The sequence below is a fragment of the Streptomyces sp. V4I2 genome (genome assembly GCF_030817655.1).
Classification (GTDB): domain Bacteria; phylum Actinomycetota; class Actinomycetes; order Streptomycetales; family Streptomycetaceae; genus Streptomyces; species Streptomyces plumbiresistens.
In genome coordinates, this window is sequence record NZ_JAUSZM010000003.1 from 760,128 (window position 1) to 776,877 (window position 16,750).

The following is a 16,750-nucleotide window of genomic DNA, read 5'->3' on the forward strand; positions in this document are numbered from 1 at the left end:
GCACCCCGCCGTCGCATGTTGATCACATCGCGAGATGCCTTTGCGTCATGCCCCTGACCAGGCGTTGTCTCGAACGGTGAGTGCCGAACGATCCGAACACTACGAACAGACCCAACAGACCCAACACACCCAACAGTCAGAACACCATGGCGCCGACGCCGAGGGCGACCGCTCCGCGCGACGCGCCGTCACCGTCTTCCCGGTCCTCGTCCTCGTAGCCGGCGCCGTCGGGCTTCTGCTCCCGGGGAGCTTCACCGGCTGGGGCGAGGCGGTGCCGTACCTGCTGGGCGTGGTGATGTTCTGCATGGGCGTCACCATGACCCCCGAGGACTTCCGGGGAGTCGCCAAGCGGCCCTGGGCAGTGGCCCTCGGTCTGGTCGCGCATTACGTCATCATGCCGGGCCTCGGCTGGGCCGTCGCCCACCTGCTCCAGCTCCCGCCGCAGCTCGCCGCGGGCGTGATCCTCGTCGGTTGTGCCCCCAGTGGCACCGCTTCCAACGTGGTGACGTATCTGGCGCGTGGTGATGTGGCGCTGTCGGTCTCCGTGGCCACCGTCTCCACGCTCGTGGCCCCGCTGGTCACCCCGCCCCTGACGCTGTTGCTGGCGGGCGAGTACCTGCCGGTCGACGCCGGCTCCATGGTCACCGACATCCTCAAGACGGTGCTGCTGCCGGTGCTCGCGGGCCTCGTCGTGCGGCTCCTGGCGGCCCGCCACGTACAGCGGGCCCTGCCGGTGCTGCCGTGGCTGTCCGCCCTGACCATCGGCGTGATCGTGATCGTGACCGTGGTCGTCGCGGGCAGTGCCGATGCCATCAAGTCGGCGGCGCTGCTGGTCTTCGTCGCCGTCGTGCTGCACAACGGCCTCGGCCTGGCACTGGGATACGGCGCGGGACGGATGGCCCGGCTGGGCGAGCCGGGGAGCCGTGCCATGGCCTTCGAGGTCGGCATGCAGAACTCCGGGCTCGCGGCCTCGCTGGCCACCGCTCACTTCAGTCCGCCGGCCGCCCTGCCGGCCGCGGTCTTCTCCGTCTGGCACAACATCTCCGGTGCCCTGGCCGCCGCCTGGCTGTCCCGCCGGGCGCGCTGACGGTGCGCGGACGCCGGCAGCCACCTTCGCGCCGGCCGGCGTCCGTGCACCGCTCCGGTCGGTTGTCCACGCCGTAAAGAGGCCGGCCAGGGCTGCCGGCAGCCGTAACCCGCAGCATCCGGCCGACGGTGTGCGCGGCGACGGGCCGTCCCCGCGCACGTCCCTGGGTCAGTCCACGATCACCGTGGTGCGGGCAGCCGGCGCCGGACGGGCAAGCGCGGCGTCGAAGTTGCCCTCGACCTCCGCCTTCTCGGCCGCGTCCGGGTAGGGGTTCGTGCACGCGACGCCGGCGCTGGAGCCCGACATCAGGCTGGTGCAGGGGCCGGGCTTGCGGTCCGGCAGGCCGAGGATGTGGCCGAGTTCGTGCGCCGAGATCCGCACCGTGTCGTAGCCCTCGTTGACGGCCTGCCGCCCGATGTAGACCGTTCCGTTGCCGAGCGAGGTGGTCAGCGCCCGGGGCCAGCCGTTGTCGGCCAGAATCCGGATGTTGGCGCGCTGCCCGGCGGCCGCCGGGCGCAGTTCGACGGAGTCCACGCTCTCGTTCCAGATCGCCGCGCCCCGATCGACAGCGGCCTTGAACTCCGCCGAGGCGCCGGCGTCGTAGGTGACGACGCGGGCGGCGAGAAGCTGATCGCCGGAGCCCGGCGCAGCCGCGTAGGCCTGGCCACCGGCCAGGGTGAGAGCCGCCGTCAGGGCAGCGGTGCAGCCACGGACGAACACGTGCGAGTACATGGTCTACCTCCTGTGGGGGTGAGGAAGGCAAGGAAGGCATGCTCATGCCAACCCTGCCAGGCTCACTGCCCACACCGGGCAGACCGCAATCCGTCAAACTGCGCCACCACCGACCCTCCCTGCCCGACGGGTGCCGGGCGGGCCTGCGGCGCGCGGAGGAGGACCACACCCTGGCCTTCCTGACCGCATCGTCCATGGCGGCGCTCAACATGGGCGCCTACTACGTACTGGCCTCGCTCGCCGACTGGAAGGCGTTCTTCCGCTGGACTGTCCCCTTTCGCCTACTGACCTGCGCCGTCTTCACGTTCGCGGTGCTCGGCGGTCGCGCCCCGTCCGGCTTCTTCGGCGTGGGCCTGTGGTAGGGACTGGGCGCTGTGACCACGGGTGCGGCTCTGCGTCACGAGAGGCGGCGCGCCATTCCTGCGGCCGCCGGCGCCACCGAACGAACCGGGTGATGAGTTGTCCGTGGGCGCATTCACGGCCACGGACAGGGAAGACGCGCAGCGAGTACGTGCCGGTCGAGGGTGCACGAGAGTCACGAGGCGCGTGCCGCAGATTCGAAAGGAGTCCCGGTGACCACATACGTCATCACCGTCCCCGGCACATTCCTCCGAGGAGTTCCCGACGACGTCTGCTCGGACATCGAGCGCAGGCTTCGGCCCCAGGACCCGAAGAACACGGATCTCGGGGAGAGCGAGCAGTTGAGTCTGCTGACGGTGGACGAGGACGGCATGTTCGCCGCTCGGGTCGAGGTCGAGGCCGCTGATCAGTCGGGAGCCGAGGCCGAAGCCGTGCGGCTGGTCTCCCGGGCGCTGCGCGACAGCGGTTTCGCCCAGGAGGACGCTCCGTTGGGCGCGGCGATCGTGACCGGCATCGACCGCGAGTTCTGACGAGGTGTGTCCTGCGTGGATCTCCGCACGACGTGGGCCTTGGAGAGATGCGCGATCACTCAGCTCAAGTCGCGCGCCGGCTACGGCGGAGCATGGACGTCCGGTTCACGGCTCGCTCTCAGGGTGGCGCCGCACGGGCCCGCACGCGAGGATGCTCCTTCGGGACGACGGCCGGCCGCTGAGCCTGAGGGAGCCTTGGGATGGGTTCACACGCAGCGCCGCACGAACACGTCAGTAAGCGAATTCTGTTGATGTCCGTGGGCCTCGCGCTCGTGGCTGTACTGCTGGGGCTTCCCCGGGCCGACGGGGCGCCCGCTGCGCCCGCCGCTGCCGACGCCTGCCGCAGTACGGGCGTGACTTTGCCCCGCGGTGACTGTGGTCCCTTCTGGCAGGTCCTCGCGGAGGACTTCAACGGCGACCGGGTGCCGCTGGGCGCGTTCAGCGACTGCGACCACCATGTCGACACGTCCGCCGCTTACTGCGGGGGCCTGAGCGGAGAGTTCCGCGACAACTGGTGGGCCTATCCGACCGGTTGGCGTGACACGGCCAACAGCCGAGGTCGGGAAGTGGTGGGTGTCTATCACCCGGAGGACACCGTGAGCGTCGGTCCTGCGGCGAACGGCGACGGGAGGATGTTCGTACGGATGTGGCGGCCCGGCAACGGAGGTCCGGTGCATGCCGCCGCGGTGGTGCCGCGTGCGGTCATGCAGATGAAGTACGGCAAGTACAGCGCACGCATCAAGGTGACGAAGCTGGCTCCCGGCTACAAGTCCGCCTGGCTGCACTACGGTCGGGGCTGCGAGATGGACCACCCCGAAGGCGAGTGGACCGGCTCCCTCACCGCCTTCCACCATCCGTGCGGCGGCGGCGAGCAGGGCTACTTCCCGGGAAGCGACGACTGGACCGAGTGGCACACCGTGTCCACCGAGTGGACACCGGGGAACGTACGGTTCTTCGTCGACGGTCGGCAGACCGGGCACGACACCCGCAAGGTGCCGGATCACCCTCTGTCCTGGGTGCTGCAGAACGAGAGCGCCCTGGAGGGCCCCGGGGCGGCGCCCGGCAGCAGCGCACAGCTCGACATCACCTGGGTGGCGGCGTACGCGTACGGCTGGAAGTGAGATCGCGCCGGATGCTCCCGGGCGGGTGCCGCCCAAACCTGGGCCTTTCGCTCACGGCACGGACCGCAGGGGCGGGTGCTGTGTCGTTGTCCCTGAGGGCTGAAGCAGTGGCGGGGGCTCGGGACCGGGATCCTCTGCGACGACGACGCCGGCGGCGGCCGCGTGGTCGAATCCGGCCGGCCAACGAGTGTGCTCGCTGCCCACCGCGCCGGTCAGACGTGTCTGGAGGAGGCCGGCCGTGCTCAGGTCGGAGCCCCGCAAGTCGGCCACGCGCAAGCCGTCCTGGCTGACGCGCAGTTGCCGCCAGGTGGCGTACGCGCCGAAGAGCAGGACCATGCCGCCCCCGGCCTGCAGAAGTGTCGTACGGACGTCGTTCACCGCTTTCAGCCGGTCCTGCGCGGCGACGCTCGCCCCGGCGAGATCATGGTCGACCACCACACCCGGCAGGACGACGAGCACCGCGCCCAGAACGGCCGGCCCCGCTGTCCCGGCCAGCAGGCCCGCGATCGCACGAGGCCTGACCAGCCGGTCACGCCACGCCCTGCGACCGCGGTCCGGCTCCCCCGTCTCCATGGGCATGGGAGCCTGTGCGCCGCTCAAAAGACGATCAAGATGCACGACTTGGAGCGGCGGCGCCGGGCATCTCCTCGTCAACGCGTGTTCCGCGCCCTCGGTCGGAAACCATCAAGGTTGCCCATACCGCGTTGCCGCCGGTGAGCGGGGACCGGTCGACTCCCCAGGTGTGCGCGATCTCCTGGACCAGGAGCAAGCCGCGGCCGCCTTCGTCCTCGGGCCCGGGCTCGCATCGGGGCAGACCGCCGGCCGCACGGCCGTGGTCGTGCACCTCCACGCGGAGGCAGTCGCCGGCGATCAGTCCGATGCCGCACAGGATGCGCACGCTGAGGGTGTGACACACCGCGTTGGTGACCAGCTCCGACACCAGGAGTACCGCGTCCGCGGACGTCTCGGCAGGCAGCCGCCAGGCTCTCATGCGCGCGTCCGTCGAACGGCGGGCGACTGCGACATGGGATCGGTGCGCGGGGAGCTCGATCCAGTGCCTACGCTCCGGGCTCGCAGCAGTTAAGAGTTGGGGGGAAGAAGTCGTGTGGGGGGACACGCTTGTCGCCTTCCGGCAGGAGGGGCGCAGTGGGGGGAGAGGAGCAGTGGGGGGGCAAGCAACGGACCTGCCGGGAGAGGGGGTGTTCCCGGTGTGACAGTCACGTGGATTCGTCGTGTCGGCGCGCGTCAACCCCGCGTAGTGGCGCGATGGTTGACAACGATGCCTTCGCGTCCGAAGGAATCGTTTGCACAAGTCACTATGCTCGCAGCTGAGTTCACACTGCAACCGACTCCCTGATAATTTCAGCAAGACGGTATCCGCTTGGCTGCATCACCAAGTCGCTGCACGTACAGCACTGGTGACGGCTCCTCAGGAGGTGGCGCGGTGGGCGACAATCGTTCAGGTACGGGCACCAGCGCTCCGACCGTCCTGCGCATGATCCTGGGCCGCCGGCTCCAGGAGAGGCGGCTCGGCGCGGGCGTGTCCCTGGAAGATGCGGCAAAGGCGCTGCGCGTGACGTCGTTGACCATCCGCCGCTTGGAGAAGGCGGAGGTCGGCCTCAGACCCCTGTACGTGGAGAAGTTGCTGCAGACCTACGGGGCCGACCAGCAGGAGATCGACGAGTTCGTCGAGCTCGCCGAACGGGCCAACGAGCCCGGCTGGTGGCACGCCTACCGCGACGTGGTGCCGAGCTGGTTCACCGCCTACGTGAGCCTGGAGAGCGGGGCCAAGACCCTGCGTACCTATGAGCCCCAGTACGTCACCGGGCTGCTGCAGACGTACGAGTACGCACGCGCCGTCCTGCGCGGGGGCTTCCCCCATGCCGGCGAGGAGGACCTGGAGCGCCGTGTCGATCTGCGGCTGCGCCGCCAGAGCCTGCTGGAGAAGGCCGACGCCCCCACGCTGTGGGTGGTGATGGAAGAGGCCGTCCTGCACCGGATGGCGGGCGGCAACGAGGTCATGCGGGAGCAGATCGACCGGCTCCTGGAGGTCTCGGAGCTGGATCACATCAGCGTCGACATCGTGCCTTTCGGCGCAGGCGCGCACGTCGGAGCGTGCGCGCCCTTCACCTACTTCCGGTTCGAGGAACCGGAACTGCCCGACGTCGTCTACAGCGAAATCCTGTCCGCCTCCGTGTACCTGGACCAGCGTTCCGATGTCGCGGCCCATCTCGAGGCGCACAACAGGATGTCTCTTCTGACCTCCTCCGCGGACAGCAGGGCCCTGCTGCATCGCATGCGCAAGGAGTACTCATGACCATCGCCGACGGCAGTGTCTACAACGGGATGCCCGCCTCCGACCTCGGCGAACAGGGCTGGGAATGCCCCTGGAGCGGCCCCAACGGGGGCCAGTGCGTGGAGACCAAGCAACTCGCCGACGGCCGCATCGCGTTGCGGCAGTCGACCGATCCCACCGGTCCGGCGCTGATCTACACGTCCGATGAGATCGCCGCTTTCGTCCAGGGGATCAAGAAGGGTCTCGCCGATCACCTGACGATCCAGGTCCACCAGACCGAACCGCAAGCGGGAGAAGTCCGAGCCTGCCCGGCCGCGACCCGCCCGGCACACCGCGCCCACCACTGAAGGGGACAGGATGAGCAACACCCACGCCGCACGGGGCATCGACACCAGCAGGCCGCACTCCGCCCGCATGTACGACTTCTACCTCGGCGGCAAGGACCATTTCGACATCGACAAGCAGGCCGCCGAGACGGTCGCCGCCGCCTACCCCGGCATCTTCGTGTGCGCCCGCGAGAACCGGGCCTTCATGCACCGGGCCACCCGAGTGCTCGCCCAGGAGCACGGCATCCGCCAGTGGCTCGACATCGGGACCGGCATTCCCACCGAGCCGAATCTGCACCAGGTCGCCCAGAGCGTGGTTCCCGAAGCGCGCGTGGTGTACGCCGACAACGACCCCCTCGTTCTCAAGTACGCCGAACGCCTCATGCGCAGCACTCCCCAGGGCCGCACCACGTACATCGAAGCGGACGTCAACAACCCGGAGGGACTGCTCAGCGCTCCCGAACTGGCCCAGATACTGGACCTGAACCGACCCGTGGCCCTGTCACTGAACGCTCTCATGCACTTCGTCACCGACGCGCAGGATCCGTACGGCATCGTCGGCCGCCTGCTCGACGCCCTCCCGTCGGGAAGCGCCCTCGCCCTCAGCCACTGCACGCCCGACTTCGACCCGCCCACCTGGCAGAAGGTCACCGACATCTATACCGGTGCCGGGACGCCCGTGCAGTTCCGCTCCCAGAAGGACGTCGCGCGCTTCTTCGACGGACTCGACCTGCTCGACCCCGGCGTCACCGTCGGCCACCGCTGGCGCCCCGACCTGTCGGACAAGGACGAGCCCACGCAGCCCCTCACGGACGCCACCGTCAGTTTGTGGACCGGGGTGGGCATCAAGCCCTGACCGTGACGGCAGGAGCACCTCGGTCGTCGCCGGCATGGCGATCGGCACCGCGGGGGTCCTCCTGCTCACGCAGGTCGACAAGAGCTCGACGTACACCGACTTCCTGGCGCCGATGATGACGCTCGGTTTCGCGATCGGGCTGAGCGTGTCCCCGGCCACGGACGCCATCATGGACTCCTTCCCCGAGGCCGAGCTGGGCGTCGGCGGCGGCGCCAACGACACCGCGCTGGAACTCGGCGCCTGACTCGGCATCGCGGTCCTCGGCTCACTTCTCGGCACGCGTTACCGGGACGAGCTGACGGACCTGGTCGGCGGGCAGTTTCTTCCGCAAGGCGTCCGGCTCGGTCAGCGGCCCGCAGGACACCGTCGTCCGGCCTTCCCATGTGGAGTTCCTGGACTACGAGATCGAACTCGGGCTGGTCATGGGCGCTCCCCTGCCCGTGGGCACCGTCGTCACCGAGCAGGACCTGCCGTCGTACGTCGCCGGGCTCGTGGTGACCAACGACGTCAGCGCCAACTCGCCTGCACGCCGGTGCCGTTCGACCACCCCCTGTGGGTCGTCTTCTCCTCCGGCACCACCGGCCTGCCCAAGGGCATCGTCCACGGCCACGGCGGCGTCCTGCTGGAGCACTTGAAGACCCTCGGCCTCCACTCCGACCTGGGCTCCGGCGACCGCCTCCTCTGGTACACCACCACCCACTGGATGATGTGGAACCTGGTCGCCTCCGCCCTCCTCACCGGCGCCACCACCTGCACCTACGACGGCAGCCCGGCCCCCCTCGCCCGCCCGGACGTCCTGTGGGACCTGGCCGCCCGCCACCGCGTCACCCTCTTCGGCACCAGCCCTCAACACCTCCTCGGCATGGCCAAGTTCGGCATCGACCCGTCCGTGCACGACCTGTCGTCGATCCTCGCCGTCGGCTGCACCGGCTCCGCGCTGCCTGCCTCCGCCTACCCTTGGGTGCGCGACCACGTGGGCGAGCGCGTCCAGTTGGCCTCCATCACCGGCGGCACGGACGTCGTCTCCGCCTTCGCCGGCAGCGCCCCGACCACGCCCGGCTGGGCCGGCGAACTGTCCGCGCCTCATCTGGGCGTGGCCCTGGCGGCGTACGACGACGAGGGCTCCCCTGTGGTCGACCGGGTCGGCGAGCTGGTCGTCACCCGGCCCATGCCGTCCATGCCGCTGTACTTCTGGAACGACCCCGACGGGACCCGCTTCCGCGACGCCTACTTCAGCGCGTACCCGGTGTGTGGCGGCACGACGACTCGATCACGCTCACCGGTCATGGCTCGGTGATCGTGCACGGCCGCTCCGACTCCACCCTCAACCGCAACGGCGTACGCCTGGGCAGCGCCGACATCCACGACGTCGTCGAACGCCTCCCGGAGATCACCGAAGCCCTGGTCATCGGCACCGAGGAACCGGACGGCGGCTACTGGATGCCCCTGTTCGTCGTCCTGGCGGCCGGAGTCACCCTCGACGACTCCCTCCGCGACAGGATCCGCCACGCCGTCCGCACCGGCGCGTCACCGCGTCACGTCCCCGACGAGATCCTCGCCGTCTCGGGCATCCCCCACACGCGCACCGGCAAGAAACTCGAAGTCCCCGTCAAGCGCCTCCTCCAAGGAGCCCCGGCCGACCGGGTCGTCGACCCCTCGGCCGCCGACAGCCCCGAACTCCTCGCGTTCTTCGCCGGTCTGGGCGCCGAACGCCGGGAGGCGAGGGACAGCACCTGACCGCAGGACGCGCCCCGCTCACCTGGACCCGCCGACGCATCCTCTGCCCACCACAGGAGGTCATTCCGACATGCTGCTTCCGTTCACCACCGATCCGTTCACGGCTCCGACCGACCGGGACATGCTCCCCTCGGAACGAAGGGAGTTCGTCCGCACGCACCGCACCTGCGTGTTCGGCTACCGGCGCCGCAGCGACGGCCCGGCCATGTCGGTCGTGTACTACGTGCCGACCGACAACGACGAGTTGCTCGTGTCGACGCAGGCGGGACGAGGCAAGGGGCGCTTCGTCCAGCGGTACGGCAAGGTCGGTCTCTGCCTCCTCGACGAGCGGTGGCCCTTCACCTACCTCCAGGTGTACGCCAACGCGGTGGTCGAGCGTTACCGCGGCCTCGTGGTCGACGTGATGACGGCGGTCGGCGAGCGCATGTCCGGCGGGCAACTCGGTGCGGACGCCCGGCCGTTCGTCGAAGCGATGGCCGAGAAGGAGGACCGCGTCGTCATCCGCTGCCGGCCCTACGCCACCTACGCGACTCCGCCACGCCACCTGGCCGGCCATGACCAGGCGGAAGGGCTCACCCACTGGGTGTCGGGCACCGTTCCGTGGGACGCGCCGGACCCGTCCTGCTGACGTCCCCGCGCCCGGCAGCCGTTGTACCGGAGGGATATCCGGTGACCACAGCTGTACTGCCCCCTCAGTAGTGAGGTGCCAGTCAGGGCATCGAGGCGCAGCGCTTCCCCGGGGCCACGGCCGACAGCGGAAGCGCGCGGGTCGTGTTCGTCGCCCCGGACGGGCAGAAGGTGACCGCGGCCGACCACAGGACGGCCATCGGGAAGGCCGTCACCAAGCCGGCCGACGGCCCTCAGGACGACAGCGCCGGTGATCCCTTCCGGACCCGGTCGCCGCCGGACTGCCGCTGCTGACCGCGATCATCGGTGTCGCCGTGAGCCTCCTCCCGATCACAGTCGTGGCCGACATCTTCGGACTGTCGGACCGCTCCTCGCGCAGCCATCGCCCCATGTCCGGAGTGCGCCGACCGGACCGGCGGACTCCCGCGCCGCCGCTGGTAAAATGGGGGCACGCTTCGACACCGCCGGGGCCCGTACCACTCGGTACGGGCCCCGGCGCGTTCCGGGCGCCAGATCAGGAAGGTTCCCCATGAACGCGAAGCCGCCGGCCCCTGGGCTCTCCCGCGCCGGCAAGTCCCAGCGGGCGGCAGCGCCGCTGGGCGAACTCCCGACGCCGCAGACGGTGTCCCCGGGCCTGCCGCCGGCCGGGTCCTTCGACGCGCTCGGGCTGCCGCCGGAGCTGGTGAGGACGATGACCGGCCTCGGGGTGACGGAGCCCTTCCCGATCCAGGCGGCGACCCTTCCGAACGCGCTGGCCGGCCGCGATGTCCTCGGCCGCGCGCGGACCGGCTCCGGCAAGACGCTGGCTTTCGGGCTTGCGCTGCTCGTGCGGACGGCAGGCCTGCGAGCGGAGTCGAAGCGGCCGCTCGCTCTGGTCCTGGTGCCGACCCGGGAACTCGCACAGCAGGTGAGCGACGCGCTGGCACCGTACGCGCAGACGCTGAAGGTACGCCTGGCGACGGTCGTCGGCGGGCTGTCGATCAACCGGCAGTCGGCGGAGCTGAAGACCGGCGCCGAGGTGGTCATCGCGACGCCGGGGCGGCTGGCCGACCTGGTGTCGCGTCGGGACTGCGTCCTGAACCATGTGCGGATCACGGTGCTGGACGAGGCGGACCAGATGTGCGACCTGGGGTTCCTGCCGCAAGTCTCCGACGTCCTGGACCAGGTCCCCTCCGACGGGCAGCGGCTGCTGTTCTCGGCCACGCTCGACCGCAACGTCGACCAGCTGGTGCGGAGCTACCTGCACGACCCGGTTCTCGCCTCGGTCGACCGGCTCGCGGGCTCCGTCACGACGATGGAACACCACGTGCTGAACATCCACGGCGCCGACAAGTACGCGACCGCGACCGAAATCGCCGCGCGCGACGGCCGGGTCCTGATGTTCCTGGACACCAAGGCGGGCGTGGACCAGTTCACCCGTCACCTGCGGGCCAGCGGTGTACGGGCGGCCGCCCTGCACAGCGGGAAGTCGCAGCCGCAGCGCACGCACACGCTCGGCCAGTTCAAGGACGGTGAGATCACCGTGCTGGTGGCCACCAACGTCGCGGCGCGGGGCATTCACATCGACGCGCTCGACCTCGTCGTCAATGTCGACCCGCCGGCCGACGCCAAGGACTACCTGCACCGTGGCGGGCGCACGGCGCGCGCCGGGGAGTCCGGGAACGTGGTCACCCTGGTCACCCCCAACCAGCGCCGCGATGTGAACCGGATGATGTCCGAGGCGGGCATCCGGCCGACGGTCACGCAGGTGCGCTCCGGCGAGGAGAAGCTGACCGCCATCACCGGGGCGAAGCGCCCGCCGATCGAGTCGAAGGGCAGCGGCAACGCCCCTTTCCGTGGCCTCGGCACCCGTCCGGGCCGCCCCGCGAAGGAGTCCCGCAAAGCCGCCGAGGCCCGCAAGACCGCGGAGGCCCGCGCGGCGGCCCGGGTACGCAAGGGCCGCTGACGCCGCACCACTCGGTGATCTGCGCGAGCCGGGCGTGCAGGACGTCGTCGTCCACGGCGAGGGCGTCCGGCTCCTGACGGGTCCCGTGACGGTCACGCCGACGCGCGTACCACGATGCGGCCGGGCGCGGGCGCCGGAACTCAGTCGTTCTGGCCCTGGCGCACATCCCTGCACAAGGCCGCGCACACGCCACCTCAGGGTGCGTGTCGCGCTCTCCTCTCCCCGTGTTTCTCTTCGGCCGACTGCGGAGGTCTCATCCGCGCTCGCGGAGGTACGCCTCCAGCGCTGCGGCACCTGTCAGCATCGCCCGCCCGCGGGCGGACAGCCGACCGTGCCAGTCGCGCAGCGCGGCCTCCAGCGGCTCCAGCCCGCCGGCCGCCCGTACCTGGGTGATCAGCGGGGCGATCTGCTCCAGCAGGTAGCCGCCCCGCCTGAGTTGGTGAGCCAGCCGGGCGTCCCGTACGTCGGCCTCGTCGTAGACGCGGTACCCGGTCAGCGGGTCGCGGCACGGGCGCACCAGCCCGGCGCGCTCCCACTTGCGCAGCGTCGCGGGCCGGATTCCGAGTTCCGCCGCCAGCGGCCCGATGAACGTGCCGCCGGCCCCGGACACCGCGGCCGGCTCGGACACTGTGCCGGGCGCGGAGGCCGTGGTGGGCTGCAGGCCGCGGAGGGCGCTCTCCACGGCCTGGAGCGTCCGCCGATCGTCGAGGAGCTGGGCGTGGCTCTCGTCGATGAGCCGGAATGCCTCATCGACCGTGCCCTGGTTCACGGCCCTCATGATCGACGTCGCCGTCCGGTGACTGTGGCCGGGTACCAGGGCGAGGAACGCGCGCAGTGCCCCCGCGTGCAGCGAGGTGTAGGTGCGGTAGCCGTGGGGTGTGCGACCGGCGGCCGGAAGGATGCCGGCCTCTTCGTAGTTCCTGACCGCCTGCGTGGACAGGCCGTGCTCGCGCGCCAGGTCAACCGGCCTGAGCTGCCTGCCGCTTTGAAGGTTCTGTCCCACGGACCTGACCATATCGCGGGAAAGTTTCAACGGAAGGTTCAACGATACCGTTGAAGGCATGGCCACTGACATCAGCGACACCACTCATGCCTTCGAGGCCGCCGCCGTCATGAAGCTGCTTCCGGCCCGGCCTCGGCTGCTCGCCCTCGGCGAGCCCACCCACGGCGAGGACACTCTGCTCGACCTGCGCAACGAACTCTTCCGGCAGCTCGTCGAGCAGGAGGGCTACCGGACGATCGCGATCGAGAGCGACTGCGTGAGGGGCCTGGTCGTGGACGACTACGTCACCTCGGGCACGGGCACCCTCGACGAGGTCATGGAGCACGGATTCAGCCACGGGTGGGGCACGTCCGCGGCCAACCGCGAGCTGGTGCGCTGGATGCGCGCCCACAACGACGGCCGGCCCACGTCCGAGCGGCTCCGCTTCACGGGTGCCGACGGCCCGCTGGAGATCACCCACGCCGCGAGCCCCCGGCAGACCCTCACCGCACTCCACAGCTACCTCGCGGCCCACCTGGACGCGGTGCTGCTCCCCTGCACCGCGGAAACACTCGACCGCCTGCTGGGCACCGACGACCGGTGGACCCATCCCGGCGCGATGACGGACCCGTCCCAGTCCGTGGGGCAGTCGGCCGAGGCCAGTCGGCTGCGGCTGCTCGCCGACGATCTGGTGGCGCTGCTCGACGCGCAGACGCCGCACCTGATCACGGCGACCTCGCGGGACGGCTGGGACCGGGCCCGCCTGTACGGGCGTACCGCTGTCGGCCTGCTGCGCTACCACTACTGGATGGCCGACACCTCACCGGCCCGCATGACCCGGCTGGTGGGCCTGCGGGACCAGATGATGGCCGACAACCTCCTCGCCGTCGCCGAACGGGGCCCGGCACTCGTCCACGCCCACAACTCCCATCTCCAGCGGGCGAAGAGCACGATGCGGATGTGGGACCAGCCGCTGCTGGAGTGGTGGAGCGCCGGCGCAATCGTGAGCGCCCACCTGGGCGAGGAGTACGCCTTCCTTGCCACGGCCCTCGGCACGATCCGGCACCAGGGAGTGGGCGCCCCGCCGCCGGACACCGTCGAAGGACTCCTCTACGCACTCCCGGAGGACCGCTGCGTCATCGACGCTCCGCGGCTGGCCACCGCCCTCGACACCACGCGGCCCGCGCTCCGCGTATCCCCCTGGTTCGGCTACGCCCCGTTCGACCCAGCCCACTTGGCGGGCAGCGACGGCCTGGTGTTCGTCAAAGACGTCCCGCAGAGCTAGTGCCACGATCAGCAGTCCGGCGTGTCGGGGCGCCTCGGACTGCGCGAGAGGCTGTCCGGCCCCGTCAACGCGCATACGCCTACGACCGGTAAGCGCCTGCCGCCCCGGGTGCCGGCAAGCTGGTGGCTTCCGCGATGCGATGGGCTCCGGTGACGACTTGAAGCAGCGCTTCACGTTCTCCGGATTGTCGTGCCTCGCTCAGCCAAAGGCATCAGCAGGCTCGTTCCGGCTCCCGAGACGGTCAGGCCGGAGCGCCTCCCTTGGTGCAGGTCCCAGCCGGTGCCCCGCCCGGCCGGCGCGGATTGCGGGTCCGGCAGCGGGCGGGCCTGCCCGTACGACACCGCGCCGGCCCGGTGCACGAGCACACATCTCCGGGCGAGACGGCCTGCCCGGTCGGGGGCCACGCGTGCGGCCCTTGATCAGGCCGGGCAGCAGCAGCCCAGTGTCGGCTTCCCAGAAGTCCGTCTCCGATACGAAGTCCTCATGCCCGGCCCGGTCCAGCTCCTCGATGTCGACGCCCACGATCTCCTCAGCCCGCGGGGTGGACCTCCCGGCCAACGAGCAGCCGGTCTACGGCGACTTCGAGCGCGCCGGGTCTGGAAGTCCTGCGGCGTCATGCGCTTGGCCCGGTCTGGGACCGGCGGACCGTCGTAGCCGTGCTCGGCGCACCAGCCGGGCGCTCCCCAGGTATGCGGGTCGTAGTTCCGCACTCGGTGGTCAACAGCAGGGAGTCCAAATCGCTCAGGACTCGGACTCCGGTTGAACTGCGTCATGCCAGTTCAGTGCTTGCGTCACCTGGTGGTGCGTCTCTTCGGCCACCACGCGGGCTTCCGCCACGGCATCCCCGCGTTCACGCACCAAGCTCTCGTAGACCGGCAGGTGATCGTTTTCGGCTGAGTTGGTTTTCACTGGGCTGATCCTTATCGGTGTCGTACTCCGGGCGGCCTGGCCGCGCCGCGAAATTCTGGGGGCTCTCAAGGCCGGTAATGCGGTCATGCACGGTTGAGCCGCGCGGCGATCCCGTGACCGACGAGCAGATAAAGCACGGCGGGCAGACCGTAATTGAGGAACACTCGAAGGCCCTCTGTTTCCATGGTGAAAATGTCCTGCGACCACCAGGCCAGCCAATCGGCCGTTCCGTGCACGAACTCGACGAAGACATTCGCTTCGTTGGCCCCGAGCAGGTGGAGCAGAATCCACAGGCCCAGGAAGCCGGCGGCGATGTCAGCGATCGTGTGGATGGCCAGGGCTGCGCGTCGGGCACCGGCCTGGTCCCGTTGGTAGGGGCGCGGGCCGGTCGGGGGCTGGTCGTAGGAGTGGTATCCGGGCACCGGGTCGGGATTGCTCACTGATTTCCCATCTGACTCATGATCTTGCAAGCCGGAGTACGGCAATGTCTCCGCGTTTCCCGCGCAACTCGGCACACGGGTACGTGCATGTCTGCGTCATGGGTCCGCCGCCGTGTTACACGCCCCAGAGATATTCAGCATTCGGGCACACGTGCTGCAGATTTCCCACTCAATGTGCGAGTGAGGTGCTCCTTGATGCGCCAAGATCGCGCTCTCTTGCCCTGCGCTACGCCAGCCGGGTGGGCGGCTGCCACTCGAGCAGCAGGATCGTCGCATCGTCGCGCAGGTGACTGGACTTCGCGTCCAGGATGGAGTGGATCAGACGCCTCAGCGTTTCGGATGCGAGTTCTCCGGCGGCCGTCGCCCGGATGACATAGTCGGCGAAGCGTTCGAGGCCGAAGAGGTTGTTGTCGCGGGTGCGCGCCTCGGTGACGCCGTCGGTGTAGAGCAACACCCGGTCGCCCGGTTGCAGGGCGCATTCGTGAATCCGGCGCGGTCGTCCTGCCAAGAGGAACGGCAGTCCCATCGGCGGGTCCGGCTCACGTTCGAGCGCGTCGACAATCAACTGCTGGTCACGGATGAGAAGGGGCGCGGGGTGACCGCAGTTGGCCCACCGCAGCATCCCGGTGGCGCGGTCCAACTGGGTCAGTACGCCCGTACAGAACTGATCGGGAAACACTCGGCGAGCGCCTGGTCCACGAGGTCGACCAGTTCGGACAGATCCGCGCCGGTGCGCCGGGCGTTGCGGCATGCGGCGAGGGAGACGGCGCTGGTCAGTCCTGAGGCGAGGTTGTGCCCCATGGCGTCCAGGACGGTGGCGTGCAGCGTCGTGTCCGTCAGGGAATGGTCGAAGGCGTCGCCGCCGATCTCTTAGGCAGGCTCGAGTACGGCCGTGGAGATGACGTGCCCGTTGCCGATCGTGCGCGGAGGGAGAAACGCCCGCAGCAGTTCGGCGGGCAGCAGCATGGGTTCGACGCGCGTCCGGCGGACGAAGGAGTCCTGCTGAGCAGTGCGCCGAGTGCTCTGCCGCGAGTGAGTGATGCCGCCGTGAGCACACGGGCGTGCACGGCGAGGACTCCAAGGCGCTCGGCTCCGTCGAGCAGTGGGAACCAGGCCGTCATCCCGTCCGTCCCCGACTCCTCGACCCGGAGTGACTGTGTGCGATAGGTCCAGCCCGCCAGCGAGCCGTCGATCGGCAGGGTGGAGGCAATGTCGGTCAGCGGGACGAGGCTGCGTTGTTGCAGGTCGGCGAGGTACACCACGGCGTGCTGAAGTCCCAGTGCCTTTGTGCAGCGGGCCACCGCGGTGGACAACTCGAGTGTGGAGTTGACAGGGTCGGCGAGGAATTCCCTGAGCTGCTCGTCGCTGACCTCGGCCGTCACGTCATCACCGCCTAGTGGACTGATCGTCTGGCCCCAGCCTCACACCCGGCGCCGTGATCCGCAGGTCGAGGTCGGCCCACGGCACGAGGAGCCGGCGGGCGTCGGCCGTGGCTCGCCGTATGGGGCTCGACGTGT

At 69.9% G+C, this 16,750-nt stretch carries 15 protein-coding genes and 6 pseudogenes; 14 read left to right on the forward strand and 7 right to left on the reverse strand.

All coding sequences use genetic code 11. The features are described from left to right. The first annotated feature begins 76 nt into the window (after window positions 1-76). The gene (locus QFZ76_RS04355; protein ID WP_307672432.1) at window positions 77-1,087 is read left to right on the forward strand and encodes a bile acid:sodium symporter family protein; all 1,011 of its coding nucleotides are present in this window, start codon (window positions 77-79) and stop codon (window positions 1,085-1,087) included. A gap of 168 nt (window positions 1,088-1,255) precedes the next feature. Here the strand turns inward: QFZ76_RS04355 and QFZ76_RS04360 are convergent, their stop codons facing one another. Beyond that, window positions 1,256-1,819, reverse strand: a complete 564-nt coding sequence (locus tag QFZ76_RS04360; protein ID WP_307672433.1) for a snapalysin family zinc-dependent metalloprotease — start codon at window positions 1,817-1,819, stop codon at window positions 1,256-1,258. A 38-nt stretch (window positions 1,820-1,857) separates the two neighbouring features. On the opposite strand from QFZ76_RS04360, the pseudogene QFZ76_RS04365 reads away from it, so the two are divergent. From QFZ76_RS04365 to QFZ76_RS04375, 3 genes and pseudogenes are all read left to right on the forward strand, one after another. Continuing rightward, window positions 1,858-2,274 (forward strand): annotated as a pseudogene (locus QFZ76_RS04365) (hypothetical protein). Between the two features lie 117 nt (window positions 2,275-2,391). After that, entirely contained in the window at window positions 2,392-2,709 is a 318-nt protein-coding gene (locus QFZ76_RS04370; RefSeq protein WP_307672434.1) for a hypothetical protein, read from the forward strand. Window positions 2,710-3,062: 353 nt separating this feature from the next. Beyond that, a complete protein-coding gene (locus tag QFZ76_RS04375) occupies window positions 3,063-3,830 on the forward strand; it encodes a glycoside hydrolase family 16 protein (RefSeq protein WP_307672435.1) in 768 nt (255 codons plus the stop codon). A 51-nt stretch (window positions 3,831-3,881) separates the two neighbouring features. Here the strand turns inward: QFZ76_RS04375 and QFZ76_RS04380 are convergent, their stop codons facing one another. After that, window positions 3,882-4,409, reverse strand: a complete 528-nt coding sequence (locus QFZ76_RS04380) for a hypothetical protein (RefSeq protein ID WP_307672436.1) — start codon at window positions 4,407-4,409, stop codon at window positions 3,882-3,884. 28 nt (window positions 4,410-4,437) lie between these two features. After that, window positions 4,438-4,947 (reverse strand): ATP-binding protein, encoded by a 510-nt coding sequence (locus tag QFZ76_RS04385; protein WP_373464259.1) that lies wholly within the window; start codon window positions 4,945-4,947, stop codon window positions 4,438-4,440. Between the two features lie 327 nt (window positions 4,948-5,274). Between QFZ76_RS04385 and QFZ76_RS04390 the strand changes: the two genes are divergently transcribed. From QFZ76_RS04390 to QFZ76_RS04430, 9 genes and pseudogenes are all read left to right on the forward strand, one after another. Further along, window positions 5,275-6,147, forward strand: coding sequence for a helix-turn-helix transcriptional regulator (locus QFZ76_RS04390; RefSeq protein WP_307672437.1), 873 nt, complete (start codon window positions 5,275-5,277; stop codon window positions 6,145-6,147). Then, window positions 6,144-6,386: pseudogene (locus QFZ76_RS04395) on the forward strand (DUF397 domain-containing protein); the annotation flags it as partial. The gene QFZ76_RS04390 and the pseudogene QFZ76_RS04395, both read left to right, overlap by 4 nt. A 97-nt stretch (window positions 6,387-6,483) precedes the next feature. Beyond that, on the forward strand, window positions 6,484-7,308 hold the full coding sequence (locus QFZ76_RS04400) for an SAM-dependent methyltransferase (protein WP_307672439.1): 825 nt from the start codon (window positions 6,484-6,486) through the stop codon (window positions 7,306-7,308). 22 nt (window positions 7,309-7,330) lie between these two features. Further along, window positions 7,331-7,631: pseudogene (locus QFZ76_RS04405) on the forward strand (MFS transporter); the annotation flags it as partial. Further along, window positions 7,626-7,823, forward strand: a pseudogene (locus QFZ76_RS04410) (fumarylacetoacetate hydrolase family protein); the annotation flags it as partial. The pseudogenes QFZ76_RS04405 and QFZ76_RS04410, both read left to right, overlap by 6 nt. Then, window positions 7,814-9,045 (forward strand): annotated as a pseudogene (locus tag QFZ76_RS04415) (acetoacetate--CoA ligase); the annotation flags it as partial. The pseudogenes QFZ76_RS04410 and QFZ76_RS04415, both read left to right, overlap by 10 nt. 70 nt (window positions 9,046-9,115) lie before the next feature. Next, window positions 9,116-9,673, forward strand: coding sequence for a pyridoxamine 5'-phosphate oxidase family protein (locus QFZ76_RS04420; protein ID WP_307672440.1), 558 nt, complete (start codon window positions 9,116-9,118; stop codon window positions 9,671-9,673). Window positions 9,674-9,816: 143 nt separating this feature from the next. Next, on the forward strand, window positions 9,817-9,966 hold the full coding sequence (locus QFZ76_RS04425; RefSeq protein WP_307672441.1) for a hypothetical protein: 150 nt from the start codon (window positions 9,817-9,819) through the stop codon (window positions 9,964-9,966). 235 nt (window positions 9,967-10,201) lie between these two features. Next, window positions 10,202-11,617: a DEAD/DEAH box helicase gene (locus tag QFZ76_RS04430; protein WP_307672442.1), complete on the forward strand. Its 1,416-nt coding sequence runs from the start codon at window positions 10,202-10,204 to the stop codon at window positions 11,615-11,617. A 253-nt stretch (window positions 11,618-11,870) separates the two neighbouring features. Here QFZ76_RS04430 and QFZ76_RS04435 read toward each other — a convergent pair whose 3' ends face one another. Further along, window positions 11,871-12,620, reverse strand: a complete 750-nt coding sequence (locus QFZ76_RS04435) for a TioE family transcriptional regulator (protein ID WP_307672443.1) — start codon at window positions 12,618-12,620, stop codon at window positions 11,871-11,873. Between the two features lie 58 nt (window positions 12,621-12,678). On the opposite strand from QFZ76_RS04435, the gene QFZ76_RS04440 reads away from it, so the two are divergent. Next, window positions 12,679-13,884 carry an erythromycin esterase family protein gene (locus QFZ76_RS04440; RefSeq protein WP_307672444.1) on the forward strand — a complete coding sequence of 402 codons (1,206 nt, stop codon included), beginning with the start codon at window positions 12,679-12,681 and terminating at the stop codon, window positions 13,882-13,884. A gap of 741 nt (window positions 13,885-14,625) precedes the next feature. Here QFZ76_RS04440 and QFZ76_RS04445 read toward each other — a convergent pair. The 3 genes and pseudogenes from QFZ76_RS04445 to QFZ76_RS04455 all read right to left on the reverse strand — a co-directional run bounded on the left by QFZ76_RS04445 (window position 14,626) and on the right by QFZ76_RS04455 (window position 16,639). Then, window positions 14,626-14,793, reverse strand: coding sequence for a hypothetical protein (locus QFZ76_RS04445; RefSeq protein WP_266446283.1), 168 nt, complete (start codon window positions 14,791-14,793; stop codon window positions 14,626-14,628). An 83-nt stretch (window positions 14,794-14,876) separates the two neighbouring features. After that, on the reverse strand, window positions 14,877-15,233 hold the full coding sequence (locus QFZ76_RS04450; RefSeq protein WP_307672445.1) for a hypothetical protein: 357 nt from the start codon (window positions 15,231-15,233) through the stop codon (window positions 14,877-14,879). Window positions 15,234-15,459: 226 nt separating this feature from the next. Continuing rightward, window positions 15,460-16,639: pseudogene (locus tag QFZ76_RS04455) on the reverse strand (PP2C family protein-serine/threonine phosphatase). Window positions 16,640-16,750: the final 111 nt, after the last annotated feature.